Annotated in this window: 9 protein-coding genes; 2 read left to right on the top strand and 7 right to left on the bottom strand. The window is 63.8% G+C overall.

The features are described from left to right. Positions 1-24 precede the first annotated feature (24 nt). On the top strand, positions 25-1,632 hold the full coding sequence (locus ACVIW0_RS02640; protein WP_461350910.1) for an ABC transporter substrate-binding protein: 1,608 nt from the start codon (positions 25-27) through the stop codon (positions 1,630-1,632). Positions 1,633-1,811: 179 nt separating this feature from the next. Here the strand turns inward: ACVIW0_RS02640 and ACVIW0_RS02635 are convergent, their stop codons facing one another. Next, positions 1,812-4,046, bottom strand: a complete 2,235-nt coding sequence (locus ACVIW0_RS02635) for a CHASE2 domain-containing protein (protein WP_461350909.1) — start codon at positions 4,044-4,046, stop codon at positions 1,812-1,814. Between the two features lie 92 nt (positions 4,047-4,138). Beyond that, positions 4,139-8,302 (bottom strand): VCBS domain-containing protein, encoded by a 4,164-nt coding sequence (locus tag ACVIW0_RS02630; protein ID WP_461350908.1) that lies wholly within the window; start codon positions 8,300-8,302, stop codon positions 4,139-4,141. A gap of 593 nt (positions 8,303-8,895) precedes the next feature. On the opposite strand from ACVIW0_RS02630, the gene ACVIW0_RS02625 reads away from it, so the two are divergent. Beyond that, the gene (locus tag ACVIW0_RS02625) at positions 8,896-9,648 is read left to right on the top strand and encodes a transglutaminase-like cysteine peptidase (RefSeq protein ID WP_461350907.1); all 753 of its coding nucleotides are present in this window, start codon (positions 8,896-8,898) and stop codon (positions 9,646-9,648) included. A gap of 67 nt (positions 9,649-9,715) precedes the next feature. On the opposite strand, the gene ACVIW0_RS02620 is transcribed toward ACVIW0_RS02625, so the two are convergent. The 5 genes from ACVIW0_RS02620 to ACVIW0_RS02600 all read right to left on the bottom strand — a co-directional run bounded on the left by ACVIW0_RS02620 (position 9,716) and on the right by ACVIW0_RS02600 (position 15,762). After that, positions 9,716-10,915: an ABC transporter substrate-binding protein gene (locus tag ACVIW0_RS02620; protein ID WP_461350906.1), complete on the bottom strand. Its 1,200-nt coding sequence runs from the start codon at positions 10,913-10,915 to the stop codon at positions 9,716-9,718. Between the two features lie 136 nt (positions 10,916-11,051). Next, entirely contained in the window at positions 11,052-12,890 is a 1,839-nt protein-coding gene (locus ACVIW0_RS02615; protein ID WP_461350905.1) for an AMP-dependent synthetase/ligase, read from the bottom strand. 175 nt (positions 12,891-13,065) lie between these two features. Continuing rightward, complete coding sequence (locus ACVIW0_RS02610; protein WP_461350904.1) at positions 13,066-13,845, bottom strand: ABC transporter ATP-binding protein; 780 nt, start codon at positions 13,843-13,845, stop codon at positions 13,066-13,068. A gap of 10 nt (positions 13,846-13,855) precedes the next feature. Further along, on the bottom strand, positions 13,856-14,614 hold the full coding sequence (locus tag ACVIW0_RS02605) for an ABC transporter ATP-binding protein (RefSeq protein ID WP_461350903.1): 759 nt from the start codon (positions 14,612-14,614) through the stop codon (positions 13,856-13,858). Beyond that, positions 14,611-15,762, bottom strand: a complete 1,152-nt coding sequence (locus tag ACVIW0_RS02600) for a branched-chain amino acid ABC transporter permease (protein ID WP_461350902.1) — start codon at positions 15,760-15,762, stop codon at positions 14,611-14,613. The genes ACVIW0_RS02605 and ACVIW0_RS02600 overlap by 4 nt, the downstream gene beginning before the upstream one ends. Between the last annotated feature and the right edge of the window lie 8 nt (positions 15,763-15,770).

Below are 15,770 nucleotides of genomic sequence, written 5' to 3'. Positions count from 1 at the left end.
CTTCCCACCAACGGAGCCTTTCATATGCGTGCGCGCAATTCGATCCTGATGGCGGCAATGGCGCTTGCCCTGACCGCGGGCTGGCCGGCCTTGTCGGCGCGGGCGGAGTCCATTGTGCGCTACGGCATTTCGATGGCCGATATTCCGCTGACGACCGGCCAGCCGGATCGCGGCGCCGGCGCCTATCAGTTCACGGCCTACACGATCTACGATCCGCTGGTGGCCTGGGACATGGACGTGGCCGACCGGCCCGGCAAACTGGTGCCCGGGCTTGCGACCGAATGGAAGGTCGACGACACCGACAAGACCAAATGGCGCTTCACGCTGCGCAAAGGCGTGAAATTCCACGACGGCAGCGACTTCAACGCCGATGCCGTGATCTGGAATCTCGACAAGGTGCTGAACGACAAGGCGCCGCAATTTGACAAGCGGCAGAGCGGGCAAGTCAAGACCCGCCTCCCCTCGGTTGCGAGCTACGCCAAGATCGACGACTTCACCATCGAGATCACCACCAAGACGGTCGACTCCTTCTTCCCTTACCAGATGCTCTGGTTCCTGGTCTCGAGCCCCGCGCAATATGAAAAGCTCGGCAAGGACTGGGACAAGTTCGCCAGCCAGCCCTCCGGCACCGGCCCGTTCAAGCTGACCAAGCTGGTGCCGCGCGAGCTCGCCGAGCTGACCAGGAACCCGGACTATTGGGACAAGAAGCGACTGGCGAAGGTCGACAAGCTGATCCTGATCCCGATGCCGGAAGCTCTGACCCGCACCAATGCGCTGCTGGCCGGCCAGGTCGATTTGATCGAGACGCCGGCGCCCGATGCCGTGCCGCAACTCAAGGCCGCCGGCATGCGGATCGTCGACAACGTGACGCCGCATGTCTGGAACTATCATCTGAGCGTGCTGCCCGGCTCGCCATGGACCGACATCCGCCTGCGCAAGGCACTCAATCTAGCGATCGACCGCGACGCCGTGGTCGGCCTGATGAACGGCCTCGCCAAGCCTGCCAAGGGCCAGGTCGACCCGTCGAGCCCATGGTTCGGCAAGCCGACCTTCGAATTGAAGTACGACCTCGCGGCCGCCAAGAAGCTGGTCGAGGAAGCCGGCTATTCCAAGGACAAGCCGCTGAAGACCACCTTCATCATCGCCCAGGGCGGCACCGGGCAGATGCTGTCGCTGCCGATGAACGAGTTCCTGCAGCAGAGCTTCAAGGAGATCGGCATCGATATCGACTTCAAGGTGGTCGAGCTCGAGACCCTTTACTCGCACTGGCGCAAGGGCGCGGCCGACGAGATGAACGCCGGCATCACCGCCAACAACATCGCCTATGTCACCTCGGACCCGCTTTACGCGATCGTGCGGTTCTTCCATTCCGGCCAGGTGGCGCCGACCGGCGTCAACTGGGGCGGCTACAAGAACCCGAAAGTCGATGCGCTGATCGACGAAGCCAAGCAGACCTTCGATACCGCCAAGCAGGATGCGCTGCTGGCGCAGGCGCACGCGCTGATCGTCGACGATGCCGCGCTGGTGTGGGTGGTGCACGACACCAATCCGCACGCGCTGTCACCGAAGGTGAAGACCTTCGTGCAGGCGCAGCACTGGTTCCAGGATCTGACGCAGATCGGGGTGGAGTGAGTTTGTTGCCGGTCGCGCAAATCTCTCCACCGTCGTCCCGGCGAAGGCCGGGACCCATACACCGCGGCCGGCGCAATGGGCACGCGGCAAGACGATCTTGGGTCCCGGCCTTCGCCGGGACGACACCGGGTTCGTGGCGTCTATTTCGTCGTCAGGCCGGGACGACGGTGGATTAGCGCCTACTTCGTCGTCAACGCGAACGCGCCGTTCCAGTCGGGCGGTGGCGGGTGCTTCTCGAAATTGCGGATGCGCGCCTCGTAGAGATTGTAGAGCGACTGCAGCGCCCGGGCATCGTCGGTCTTGCGGCCACGCTCGATCGCGGCGAGCGCGCCGTCCCAATCGCGGCCGCGGTAGCAGGCGAGCATCTCGATGGTCAGGTTGCGCAGCCGCTGGAAGCGGCCGGAGTTCGCCACGTCCTCGCGGCCGGCAATCGCGTAGATCACCTCGGGCTCCTTCTTGCCCTTGACCATGATGAAGTCGAGCTCGAGGATCGCGAATTGCTCTTTCACCGCCAGCGCAGTCTTCGATCCCACGATGATCGGGAAGCCGTATTCCTTGGACTGGCCCTCCAGCCGCGAGGCCAGATTGACGCTGTCGCCGAACACCGAATAGTCAAAGCGGACGTCGGAGCCCATGTTGCCGACCACACAGGTGCCGGTGTTGAGACCGACGCCGATGTTGAGCGGTACATAGACATGGCCGCCGTCCTTGGCCTCCTGCTCGCGCGCGCGGTTGAGGTCGTCGACGCGCTCCAGCATGTCGAGAGCCGCGTCACAGGCGTTGAGCTGGTGCTGCTTGTCGTCGAGCGGCGCATTCCAGAACGCCATGATGGCGTCGCCCATGTATTTGTCGATGGTGCCCTTGCGGGCGAGGATCGCGTTCGACAGCGGCGTCAGGAAACGGTTCATCAGCGCCGTGAGGCCTTGCGGATCGCTCTTGTAGGTCTCCGAGATCGAGGTGAAGCCGCGCATGTCCGAGAACATGATGGTCATCTCGCGCTCCTCGCCGCCGAGCACCAGCCGTTCCGGCGACTGCGCCAGCTGCTCGACCAGCGCGGGCGACATGTACTGCACGAATTGCGACCGGATCTGCCGGCGCTGCTGCTGCTCGCGCACGAAGGCGGAGAAGATCAGCGTCAGGTAGATCGCCGTGGTCGACATCAGCGGATAGGTGAAATCGATCAGCAGCCGGTGCTGGGAGTAGAAATACCAGGAGGTGCCGGTCAGCACCGAGGCGAACATTCCGCCGACGACGACCAGCGTGATCGGCCCGAACTTCGGCGCGAAGGCGATGACCAGCAGCCCCATGATCATCGCGGCGAGGAATTCGATGGCAATACCGTAGCTCGGCTGCGAAACCACGTCGCCGGTCAGCGCGCTCTCCAGCACCTGGGCATGAACCTCGACCCCGGGCATGGCCGGCGTCACCGGTGTGGTCTTGATGTCGTTCAGCCCGACCGAGGAGGTGCCGATCAGGATCAGCTTGCCGGCGATCCGGTCCGGCGGGACCCGGCCATCCAGCACGTCGACGGCCGAGACATAGATCGAGGGGTCGCGGCGGGCGTAGTGGATCCAGAGCTGGCCGTAGAGGTCGGTCGGGATCGCAAAGCCCTTGATGCCGAGGCTCTGGATGCCGCCCTTGTCGGCCTTGATCAGGATGGTGCCGGAGCCGCTCGCCACCCGCAGCATTTCGAATGTCAGCGACGGCATGGTGATGCCCTGCGCGACCATCATCATCGGCACCCGCCTGACGATGCCGTCGCGCTCCGGCCTGATCGTGAACAGGCCTCGTCCGGCCGCGGCCTCCTCGAGCACCGGCACGTTGCGCAACAATCCCGGAAACTGGAACATGAAGCGCTGCGGCTCCTCGCCGAGCATCGCAAGCCCGGTCACCGGCAGCTTTTCGTTGAGGTCGGCGCGCACATTGGGTCCGCCGGATTCGCCGAGCACCACGCGCGAGTTCCTGATCGCCCCGGCGAAGATGCTGTCGTTGCTGGGTAGCTGCCGCAGCCGGGCACGCATCTCCTCGTCGAGATTGCTGAACGTATCGGCCGCGATATCCGGGTTGAGACGGTCCGGCTCGGAGAACACCGCGTCGAAGGCGATCACCACGGCACCGAGCCGGGTGAGATTGATGACGATGTCGGCGAGCCGCGTCCGTGGCCAGGGCCATTGCCCGAGCCGGGGATCGGCGAGGCTCCTCTCGTCGATATCGACGATGGTGACGGGCCGCGCGGTTTTCTGGCGGGGCTCGATCACCTGGAAGGTGTCGAACGTCCTGACCCGAAGCTCCTGAACCGGAGCGGGATCAACGATCCGCAGCGCGGCAATGCCGATCAGCAGCGCGACGCAGGCCAGCCGCGCATAGCCGAAGCGCCGCGCGAACCACCGTCGTATCGCCTTCAGCCGTTTCATGCCGTCTGGATATCACGCGCGGAAGATTGTTCCAATCGAGCAGACGTTGCGCAATGCAGGATTTGGCCGGCTTTTCGGGAGGCCGGCGCTGGTCACGTATAACTAATGATGAAGTCGTTCTGGGACAGACTCGCCTTCGCGATGTTGTGCAACGTGATGGTGTCCGCACTGTCGATCGTGATCAGCGTATCCGCCGAATTCGTCGGCGAGGTCGTCACATTCTGATCGAACCAGCTGCTGAAGGTGCTTGTCGAGACGATCGTGGACAGGTCGATCTGGTCCTGGCCCGGCGTGAAGTTCAGGATCGTGTCGTGATTGAAGTTCGACGCAAACACGAACTTGTCCTGGTAGCCCGATCCGAAGAACACGTCCTTGTCGCTGGTGCCGGTCAGCGTCACCGGCTGGGGCGGATCTTGCTGGACGTTGAAGATCAGATTGACCGTATCGCTCGCGCCGCTTCCGTCGGTCACGGAGAGCGCGATCTTGTCGGTCGCCGGCGGCGTCTGGCCGGGGTTGTAGACGAGACCCGGCGATCCGAGCGCGGTGTTGATATCCGAGAGATGGCCGAGCAGCGTCGGCGGCGCGACGCTGCTGCCCGAACCGGGGTCGGTCGCGGCCGCCAGGGTGAAATTCTCGTTGGCGCCGGCATCGACATCGGTGACCGTCAGGCCGGAGATCGTTTCGGTGCCGTTGGCATTGTCGATGATGTTGATGTTGTCGGCATGGATCACCGGTGCGTCGTTGGCGCCGACGACATCGACCGTCAGCGTCGCCGTCCCGGTCGCGCCATGCGCATCGATGGTCTCGACAGTGAACGTGTCGGCATAGGTGCCCTTGGCCAACGCGTTGATCGCGGCGTCATTGGGGATATAGCTGTAGCTGCCGTCCGCATTGACCGTGAGCGAACCGTAGAGGCCGGTGATCGCCGAGTTGACCGCGACATGGTTCGAATCGAGGGCGGCATAGGTCAGCGTCGCGGTCTCACCATCGTCGACGTCATGGCCATGCAGCGTGCCGGTCAGCGGGCTGAACGTATCGTAGGCCGCGGTGTCGGTCAGCGTGCCGGCATTGACGTCGGCAAGCGTCGGCGCATCGTTGGCGCCAGTGATGGTGATCGTCACCGGCGTCGTGATGACGCCGCCATGATGATCGTCGATCTGGATCGTGTAGGTCAGCGTCAGCGTCTCGCCGACGGCAAGGTAGTCGAAGTTCTGGTCGGCGGCCGAGAACGTCCAGTTGGACGATCCGGTCACCCCGCCGGTCGCGTCCGTCAAGGTGCCCAGCGACAGCCAGTTCAGGACGGTGGACTCGTCCTCGAGCAGGCCCGCGGTCGCGCCGGTTTCGGCCACCCCGGTGATGCTCAGCGTGTGCGTGTCGCTGAGATCCGCGTCGGTGAACGTCACGGCGCCCGACGCGGTATCCGGATTGGATGACCCGGTGGTGTCGGGCTGCTCGGGAATGGTGGCCGCCTGTGCGTCGGAGGTGACGACCGGCGTGTCGTTGCTGCCGACAACTGTGACCGTCACCGGCTCGCTGATCACGCCGCCATGGTGGTCGTCGACCTGGATCGTGTAGGTCAGCGTCAGCGTCTCGCCGGCGGCAAGGTAGTCGAAGTTCTGGTCAGCGGCCGAGAACATCCAGGCCTGCGATCCCCCCACATGGCCGGTCGAATCGGTCAGCGTCCCCAGCGAGAGCCAGTTCAGGACCGTCGATTCGTCATCGGGCAGGCCGGTGGTGGTCCCGGATTCGCTCACGCCGGTGATGGATACGGTGTGGGTGTCGCTGAGATCGACATCGGCGAACGCCACCACGCCGACCGCCATGTCCGGCGTGGATGAACCGGTCGTGTCGGGTTGCTCCGCGACTGTCGCGGCCGGCGGCTCCGACGTGAAGGTCGGGACGTCGTTGGTGCCGGTGATGGTGATCGTGACGGGCTGGGTGACGACGCCGCCATGATGATCGTCGACCTGGATCAGGTAGGTCAGCGTCAGCTTCTCGCCGGCCGCGAGATAGTCGAAATTCGCGTCGGCAGCCGAGAAGGTCCAATGGCTGGATCCGGTGACGCCGCCGGTCGAATCCGTCAGCGTGCCGAGCGACAGCCAGCTCAGGATCGTGGCCTGATCGGGCAGCCCCGTGGCGACGCCGGTTTCGGTGACACCGGCCACGGTGACGCTGTGGGTGTCGCTGAGGTCGACATCGGTGAAGGTCACGGTGCCGGACGCGGTATCCGGCATCAGCGAACCGGTCACGCCTTCGGCCTCGGTGATGGCGGCCGCCTGCGTCGGCGACGTGATCACCGGCCTGTCATCGGTGCCGACGATCGTGATCGTGACCGGAAGCGTGACGACCCCGCCATGATGATCGTCGATCTCGATCGTGTAGGTCAGCGTCAGCGTCTCGCCCACGGCGAGATAGTCGAAACTCCTGTCGGCCGCCGCGAACGTCCAGGCGCGCGCTCCCGTGACGCCATCGGTCGAATCGGCCAGCGTGCCCAGCGACAGCCAGCTCAGCACGGTGGCATGGCTGGCAAGGCCCGTGGTGACGCCGGCTTCGGTGACGCCGGTGATGCTGACCGTGTGCGTGTCGGTCAGGTCCGCATCGGTGAAGGTCAGCGTGCCGTGCGCGGTATCAGGCGCGGCGGAGTTCGTCGTCCATGGCAGCTCGGTGATCGAACCTGCCTGCGCCGAGGACGTCACCACCGGCGTATCGTTGGTGCCGGTGATCGTGATGGTGATGGTCTTGAAGGCGGTCTCGTTGCTCGGCGCGTAATTGTTGTCGACGCGCACCAGATAGGTCAGCGTCAGGGTCTCGCCGGCGGCCAGGAAGTCGAAGGCGCCGTCGGCAAGGCTGTAGGTCCAGGTCGCCGAGCCGAAGTTGGTGTTCAGCGGATTGGGATCGAGCTGCAACGGAATCTCGACGGCCTGGATCGCTGCCAGTTGCGCCGCCGTCAGCGACGCGGTGACGTCGTTGCCGCCGGCGTCGCGGTAGCTGAACGCGCTGAAATTGACCGCTGCAGTCGGCTTGTCGCCGAGATTGACGTCGACCCATGTGATCTGGCCGGTCGCCGTGTCGAACTGCTCGCTATAGGTCTGGCCGGCCAGTTCGGTGAACGTCCCGTTCTGCGTCACGACGTGCGGCGCACCGGGGGCGTGGTCAGTCTTGGCTGACGGGGCCTGCGGCCCGGCATCGCCGGTCAAGGCCAGCAGGAAGCTTATCGGCAGGATCACGTCGCCGGTCGCGAATTTGAGGCTGGTCGTGATCGGGACGACGCTGTCGGTGAAGTTCGTCGTGAGCTTGGTGTTGGAATTGTTGTTGTCGGTAAACTTCAGCGCGAAGACGTCCGAGATGAGCTTCTGCGCATCGGCCGACAGTTGCGCCGACGAGACGAAGCTGACGCTGCCCTGGCCATTGACGATGGTCTGGGTGCCGGCCTGATCGACGGTCGCGATCGGATTGAGCGTCGTCTTGTCGAACAGGATGTAGGAGCCGGTGGTGCCGTCAGGCTCGACCAGCACCTGGAACTTGGCGGGCGGCACGCCACCCGAGCCCTGCACGTCGAAATCGATCTCGACCAGCACGGCGGTGCCGCGAATGCCCATGGTCGCGACCGGCGTATCGACCTTCATGTCGCCATGCTTGGCGGTCGCGCCGGCCACGAACGAGATGGTGCCCGAGACGAGGCTCATCAGCGACGAATTGCTCGACCCGTTCGGGTCGAAGATCATCTCGTTCAGCACCATCTTGGCGTTCGGCCCGAGACCGAACACGGTGCCGTCGATGAAGGTGATGCCGAGCGTCGAGTCGCTGCCCGACTGCACCACGTCGCCCTTGTTGACGTTGTCGCCCTGGTTCAGGACGACGGCGACGCCGTTGCGGACGGCGGTGGCGCTGCCCGTCAGCTTGGTGACGTGGCCGATGACCTTGGCCGGCTCCGCGGCACCGCCGGCCTGGGCATATTGGGTGTAGCCGGTGAGCGCATTGACGAGCTCGCCGGTGAGATGCGCGCCATCAGGCGACGCCAGGGCCGCGCGCTTCTCGCCCTTGAAGTAGTCGTGCAGGACGAGTTCTCGATCGTCCTTCGAGATGACGAGATCGAGCCCGGTCCGCTTGAAGTCGCCGGTGAACAGCAATTGCCCGTCGTCGACCGTGATCGCGCCGGGCGGCGCATGCGAGGTAACGCTTTCGACGTATACCGGTCCGCGGACATAAGTGTCCGCGCTCGGCGAATGGCCGTCGAATTTCCCAACAAAGTTCACTGCGGATCACCGCGCGAGGGTTAATATTGGTAAAGTATCCGAATGATTACGCTTGCATATCATCGGATAAAGCTTGGCGAAACCATCCTTTGCTTTCGCAAGGTGCTCTGGTCGCGCGGTTTGAGCGGGTGTGACTTGGCTCACTCTTAGAAGAGTTGTGTAGTCAGAACTTACCTGACGGTACCATGAGATAGGATTCGAGCCAAGATGCGTACTGAGCCACGTATTCGTGGTATTGATTGGCATTTCTCTACTTGCCTTTATTTCCCCACAGCCCCGAGAGGGCATTTGACCCGATTTTCCCGGCTAAAGCTGTGACTTGGCTTACAAATCGCAGCTATCCCGTGCGCGGACTGGCCGGTTTAACCAGAAGGCAAGGGTGAGGCGTTTCGCGGTGGAAAAAGGTTCGCCGGTTCGTTTCACAAACCGGTAAAGTTTTCGGGACCCCACGCAGACGCCCTTCAGCCTGCTGTCCGGATTCCCCACATCTTAAGTCGATTCGAAGGGATCGCCCGTCATGCTCGCGCATGAAACGATCCGGTCGCGTGTGCGGTGTAGTGTCCACCCGCCGATGAGCGGACAGGGGGTGTCACATGGGAATGTCGCTTCGCTCATTCGCACTGCGCGCTGTGATGCTGGGCTTCGGCCTGGCCTTGGCTGCGCCAATTGCCTCGCTCAATGCCGCCTCGCTGCTTTCGCCCGGCCCGGCATCGCTGCTCAGGAAGTCGGCCGAGCCGTTCGGCCTGTCGACCAGCCTGCTTGCCGAAGGCGGCCTGCACGACAAATGGCTCGGCGTACAGCGCCAGCTCGCCGACGAACTGGTGCAGTTGGCAGCCTGCGAGAGCAACCGCGCCGGTTGCGCGTCGCCGGAGGCGCTGCGGTTCCTGGCGATCATCGACGCCGGACGGGCGCGCCACGGCCGCGCCCGGCTCGGCGAGATCAACCGCGCCATCAACCTGGCGATCCGCCCAAGCAACGATCTGGCGACCTATGGCGAGCCCGACGTCTGGGCCACACCGCTTGCCACCTTCGCCCGCGGCAGCGGCGACTGCGAGGACTATGCGATCGCGAAATTCGTGGCGCTCGCCAAGGCCGGCGTCGCACCGGCGGATCTGCGCATCGTCGTCATGCATGACCTGCTCGGCGGCGAGGACCATGCCGTGGTCGCGGCACGGCTCGACGGCCACTGGCTGACGCTCGACAACCGCCGCATGGCGATGATCGAGGACAGCGACGTCAGGAGTTTCCGGCCGACCTTCGTGATCGACCAGAATGGCGTCAGCCGCTACGTCGACGCGCCGCTGGTCACCGAAGCCGCATGGCGGCCGGCGGCGCGGATGAACTGACTAGGTCATTCCGGGGCGATGCGAAGCATCGAACCCGGAATCTCGAGGAATGCCCGGCTGCAAACCCTCAGAACATCAAATTGTCCTTCACGAGCACCCAGCGGCCGCCCTTGACCTGCTGCACCTGGGTGATGGTGTTGGCGAGATGATCGGTCTTGGAGAACTTGGTCGGCGGCGAGCTGAAGATATCGAGGAACTTGTCGCCTGACTCCAGCGCGTCCAGCATCTTCTGGCCGGTGAGATCCTTGCCCGCCTTCTGCGCATAGAAGGCGAAGGTCATCACCGCGTTGTAGCCGATGATCGCCTGCGTATTGGCGTCGGAGTTGAACATCTTCTTGTAGTTGAGCAGCCAGTCCTTCACCTTGCCCTTGGCCGTGTCCTCATAGGGAATCTCGAAGCCTGACGCCGCATAGAGCCCTTCGACGGCGTCCTTGCCGAGCGCCGGCACCTCGAGCACGTTGGTCGGCGTGGCGCCGAGGAAAGTGACGTCCCAGCCGAGCTTCTTGGCCTCATTCATCGCGCCGATGGTCTCGCGGATCACGGTGCCGAGCACGACGAGGTCGCAACCGTCGGACTTCATCTTGGCGACCTGCGCCGAGAAGTCGGAAGCGCCGCGCTTGTAGCTCGTGACCGAAGCCGGCTGCACCTTCATCGCAGCGAGCTGCTGGGTGAAGCCGTCGAGCACGTTCTTACCGTACTCGTCGTCCTGATGCATGATGCAGGGCTTCTTGAAGTTCTTCCACTCCATCATGTATTTGAGCGCGGCGCGCGTGCTCTCGACATAGGGCAGGAGGTTGTTGAACTTCAGCCGCTCCTGCGGCTTGGCGGGATCGAACTTGAAAGTGAATTCGGCGGCGGTCAGCGGAAACAGCTGCAGCACGCCGGCATCGAACAGGATATCCTGCGCGGCGAGCACGGTCGGCGAGCCCATCGGGCCGATCATCGCGAACACCTTGTCGCGCTCGACCATCTTCTGCGAGGCCAGCACGGCTTTCTTCGGGTCGTAGCCGTTATCCTCCAAAATCATCTTGATCTTGCGGCCGTTGATGCCGCCGCCGGCGTTGATCTCCTCCACCGCCATCTTCATGCCGTTCGACACCGGCACGCCCCAGACCTTGATCGGGCCGGACAGATCCTGATGCGTTCCGATCACGATCTCGGTCGGCGAGATGCCTTCATTGGTGACTTTGGTCTGGGCTGCGGCCGGCAGACAGGTCAGCGCCAGCGCGCTCACCGCAAGGCCCAGCGCCTTCAGCGATTTCGACATTGCAGTCTCCTCCTTCACAAAGGCCCATGTTGAGCGAAGGGTCGGGCCTGCTCGCTCCCTCGCCAATTCGTTCGTCGAACCTTCCTTTGAGCATGATCTATTCGGAAAACCGCTTCGCACTTTTCCGGATCATGCTCTATGCGACCGCCCGCGCGCCATACATGGCGTCGATCTCGGCCGCGTAGCGCTTGTTCACGAAGCTGCGCTTCAGCTTCATGGTCGGCGTCAGCTCCTCGTCCTCGGGCGTCAGCTGGCGTTCGATCAGATAGAATTTCTTGATGGTCTCGACGCGCGCGAATTTCGCGTTGACCGCCTCGACCTCGCGCTGGATCAGGTCCTGGATCTCGCGGGCGCGGCACAGGCTCGCGTAGTTGGTGAACGGGATGTCGTGGTCCTGGGCGTATTTCTCGACATTCTCCTGATCGATCATGATCAGGCAGGTGAGATACGGCCGCTTGTCGCCGATCACGACCGCATCCGAGACATAGGGCGAGAACTTCAGCTGGTTCTCGATCTCGGACGGCGTGACGTTCTTGCCGCCGGAGGTGATGATAATGTCCTTCATCCGGTCGGTGATCCTGACATAGCCTTCATTGTCGATCGCGCCGACATCGCCGGTGTGCAGCCAGCCCTTGGCGTCGATCGTCTCGGCGGTCTTCTCCGGCTGGTTGAGATAGCCCATGAACAGGAAGTCGCCCTTGATCAGGATCTCGCCCTTCGGGCAGATCATCACCTCGCCCCAGGGCGCGGCCTTGCCGACCGAGCCGAGCTTGATGCGGTCCGCCGGCATCATGGTGGCGACGCCGCAATTCTCGGTCTGGCCGTAGACCTCGCGCATGTCGATGCCGAGCGCGAGGTACCAGCGGATCAGATCCGGCGAGATCGGCGCGGCGCCGGTCAACGCGATCCGGCAGCGGTCGAGCCCGAGCATGCGGCGGATGTTGCGGAACACCAGCCAGTAGGCGGCGCGGTTGGCGAGCCGCAGCGACAGCGGCGGCGGCGCGCCTTCCAGCCGATACTCAGTCATCCGGTTGCCGATCGCGAGCGCCCGGGCATACACCCAGTTCTGGAACGGGGTCGCGTCCTTCAGCGCGATGGTGATGCCGGAATAGAACTTCTCCCAGATCCTGGGCACTGCGAGGAACGCGGTCGGCTGCACCTCGCGCAGATTGTCCGGCACCGTCTCCGGGCTCTCGGCGAAATTCATCACTGAACCCAGCGCGAGCGAGATGTAATAGCCGCCGACCCGCTCGGCGACGTGGCAGAGCGGCAGGAACACCAGCCGCTCCTCGCTGTCGGTCGAGGGATAGAGATCGTTGGCGTGGCGCATCTGGTGCGTCACGCTGCGGTTGGAATGCATCGCGCCCTTGGGCGGGCCCGTGGTCCCCGACGTGTAGACCAGGATCGCGAGATCGGAAGCAGTGCGGCTGCCGGTCATCTCGTCCCACAGCGCGTCATTGCCCTGCGCATGATTGCGGCCGAGCGCGGTGAATTCGGCGAGCGACAGCACCATCGGATCGGAGAAGCCGGAAAGCCCCTCCATGTCGAACACGACGACCTTTTCCAGGGTCGGGCAGCGCGACCGGCAGGCCAGCACCTTATCGAGCTGTTCCTCGTCCTCGACGAAGATCACCCGGGTGCGGGAATCATTGACGAGATATTCGACCTGCGCGGCCGAGTCGGTCGGGTAGATGCCGGACGACACGCCGCCGGCGCACAGGATGCCCATGTCGGCATAGACCCATTCCGGCACCGCGTTGGCGACGATCGAGGCGACGTCGCCGGGGCGGAAGCCGGTCGCGCGCAGGCCGAAGGCGATGTCCCTGGAGATCTGCAGCCATTCGCGCCAGCTGGTCGGCTGCCAGATGCCGAACTTCTTCTCGCGGATCGCGGGCCTGTCGCCACGCGTTTGCACCGCGAGCAGAAAGCTCCTCGCGATCGTGTCGGCAACTGTCAGCACCGCTGGTCCTGCCATGCGCGCTCCCTCCTCTGCCGCCTGTCTCGCGCGCCGGGTTGTGGTGCCGGTCTTGGTGGCGAAACAGGCCCGAAATCTAGCTCCAACGCTTGCTCAACGCAGCGCCGACTTTCGTCGACGCCAACCTTCCCCAGCGCCAATTTTCAGCGCCAGGTCTTCCTAACGCCAGATCTTCCTACCGCCACGTCTTCTTCTTTTTCCAGCGCCGCTCGCCCCGCGCGCCGGCTTCCTTGGCGCCGAGATAGAACTCCTGGATATCGGGTGAATTCATCAGCCGCTCGCAGGTGTCGTTCATCACGACGCGGCCGATCTCCAGCACATAGCCGTAATGCGCCGTCTCCAGCGCGATTTTGGCATTCTGCTCGACCAGCAGGATCGACATGCCCTGCTCCTCGTTGACCCGGCGGATGATAGTGAAGATCTCCTTCACCAGGATCGGCGACAGCCCGAGCGACGGCTCGTCCAGCAGCAGCAGCGTCGGCCGGTTCATCAGCGCCCGCCCGATCGCCAGCATCTGCTGCTCGCCGCCGGAAAGCTGTCCGGCCGGCTGGCCGAGCCGCTCCTTCAGCCGCGGAAAATAGCCGTAGACGCGCTCGAGGTCCTGCGCCACACCGTCGCGGTCCTTGCGCAGATAGGCCCCCATCATCAGGTTCTCGCGCACCGACAGGAACGGAAACACCTCGCGCCCCTCCGGCACGTGGCTGAGGCCGAGCCGCACGATCCGGTCGGCCTCCATGCGCTGGATCGGCTTGCCGAGGAATTCGATCGAACCCTTCTGCGGATCGAGGATGCCGGAGATCGTCTTCAGCACGGTGGTCTTGCCGGCGCCATTGGCGCCGAGCAGCGTCACGATCTGGCCGCGCGGCACCTCGAGGCTGATGCCGCGGATCGCCATGATCGGCCCGTAGTAGCTTTCGATGTTGGAGAGCTTCAGGATGATGTCTGACGTGCTCATGCCATCATCCTCATGCGCCCAAATACGCTGCGACGACATCGGGATGGTGCTGCACCTCGGACGGGGATCCCATCGCCAGTACGCGGCCGTAGTTCAGCGCGATCACGCGGTCCGAAACCCGGTTGACCAGCGTCATGTCGTGCTCGACCATCAGCACGGTGATGCCGAGCTCGCTCTTCATGTCGCGGATCCAGAACGACATGTCGTCGGTCTCCTCGACATTGAGGCCGGACGACGGCTCGTCGAGCAGGATCAGCTTCGGCTCCGAGCACAGTGCGCGCGCCAGCTCGATCACCTTGCGCACGCCGTAGGGCAGACCCGAGATCAGCTTGTCGCGGTACGGCTCGAGATCGAGGAATTCGATCACCTGCTCGACCCGGCGGCGATGCGCCTTCTCGCCGGCGCGGACGCTTCCCAGGAACAACAGCTCTTGCCAGAGCTGCGTGGTGGAATGCCGATGCCGGCCGACCAAGAGGTTGCTCAGCACGGTCGCATTCTCGAACAGCTCGATGTTCTGGAAGGTGCGCGCGATGCCGAGCTTGGCGATATCGTAGGCCGGCTGTTGGGTGATGTCCTGATCCTCGAAGAAGATCTTGCCTGAGGTCGGCGGATAGATCCGCGAGATCAAATTGAAGATCGAACTCTTGCCGGCGCCGTTCGGTCCGATGATCGAGAGGATCTCGCCCTTCTCGACCGCGAAGCTGACGGCGTCGACCGCTTTCAGGCCACCGAAATGCAGCGACAGGTTCTCGGCGCGGAAATAGCTCATCGGTTCCGCTCCGATTTCACATAGATCTTCTGCCGCTTGAAGGTCGCGCGCTTGTACAGCGGGAACAGCTGAAAGAAGAGCTTGATCTTGAGCCAGCGGCCGTACAGTCCCAAGGGCTCGAAGAGTACGAACACCACGATAATGATTCCGTAGATCGCGCCTTTCAGCCCGTTGGCGGAGGCGAACGCTGCGACCGCATCCTGGATGTGGCCCGCGCGCTCGGTGCCGGCGCCGAGCGTCGCCGCGGCGCTCGCGATCACGCCGGGCATGTCGTCCTTCAGATAGGTCAGGAACGGGTCGATCATGACCAGGAAGATCGCGCCCAGCACCGCGCCGTGCAGGCTGAACGTACCGCCGATCAGGATCACGATGATGAATTCGATCGAGAGCTGCAGCGTGAACATCTCGGGCGAGATGAAGGAGAGCTTGTGGGCGAACAGCACGCCGGCGAAGCCGGTTATAGCAGCCGAGATCGCGAACGACTTCACCTTGTAGAGCGCGACATTGATGCCCATGCTGCGCGCCGCGGTCTCGCTGTCGCGGATCGCGACAAAGGCGCGGCCGGTCGGCGAGCGCAACAGGTTGAGGGTGCCGACGATGGTCAGCACCAGCACCGCGAGGCAGAGGTAATAGAAGGTCGGGCCGTCGCGCGACATCGTGGTGCCGAACAATTGTATGGCCTTGACCCGCATGCCCTCATTGCCGTGGGTCACGCTTTCCCAGCGCGCCAGGATCTCCTCGACGATGAAGGCGAACGAGATCGTCGCGATCACGAGATAGATGCCCTGCAGCCGCAGCGCCGGAAAGCCGACCAGCGCGCCGACGACGCCGGTCAACAGCCCCGCGGCGAGGAAGTAGACGGGGAACGGCACGTTGAATTGCTGAAGATAGGCCGCGGTGTAGGCGCCGATCGCGAGAAACGCGGCGTGTCCCAGCGAGGCCTGCCCGGTGAAGCCGGTCAGGATCAAGAGCCCGACGCCGACGGTCGCATAGATGCAGACGAAGACGAGCTGGCTCATCAGGTAGCTGGAGAGCACGTAGGGCGCGATCAGCAGCACCGCGAGCAGCAGGCCGTAGGAATAGACGTAGCCGGAATGCGGAAGCAGCCTGATGTCGTCTTCGTAGTCGGTCTTGAAGAGAAAGCGCATGCGTTGCC

It is taken from the genome of Bradyrhizobium sp. USDA 4454, from assembly GCF_054822705.1.
This window is presented reverse-complemented; position numbering and strand designations above follow the sequence as displayed.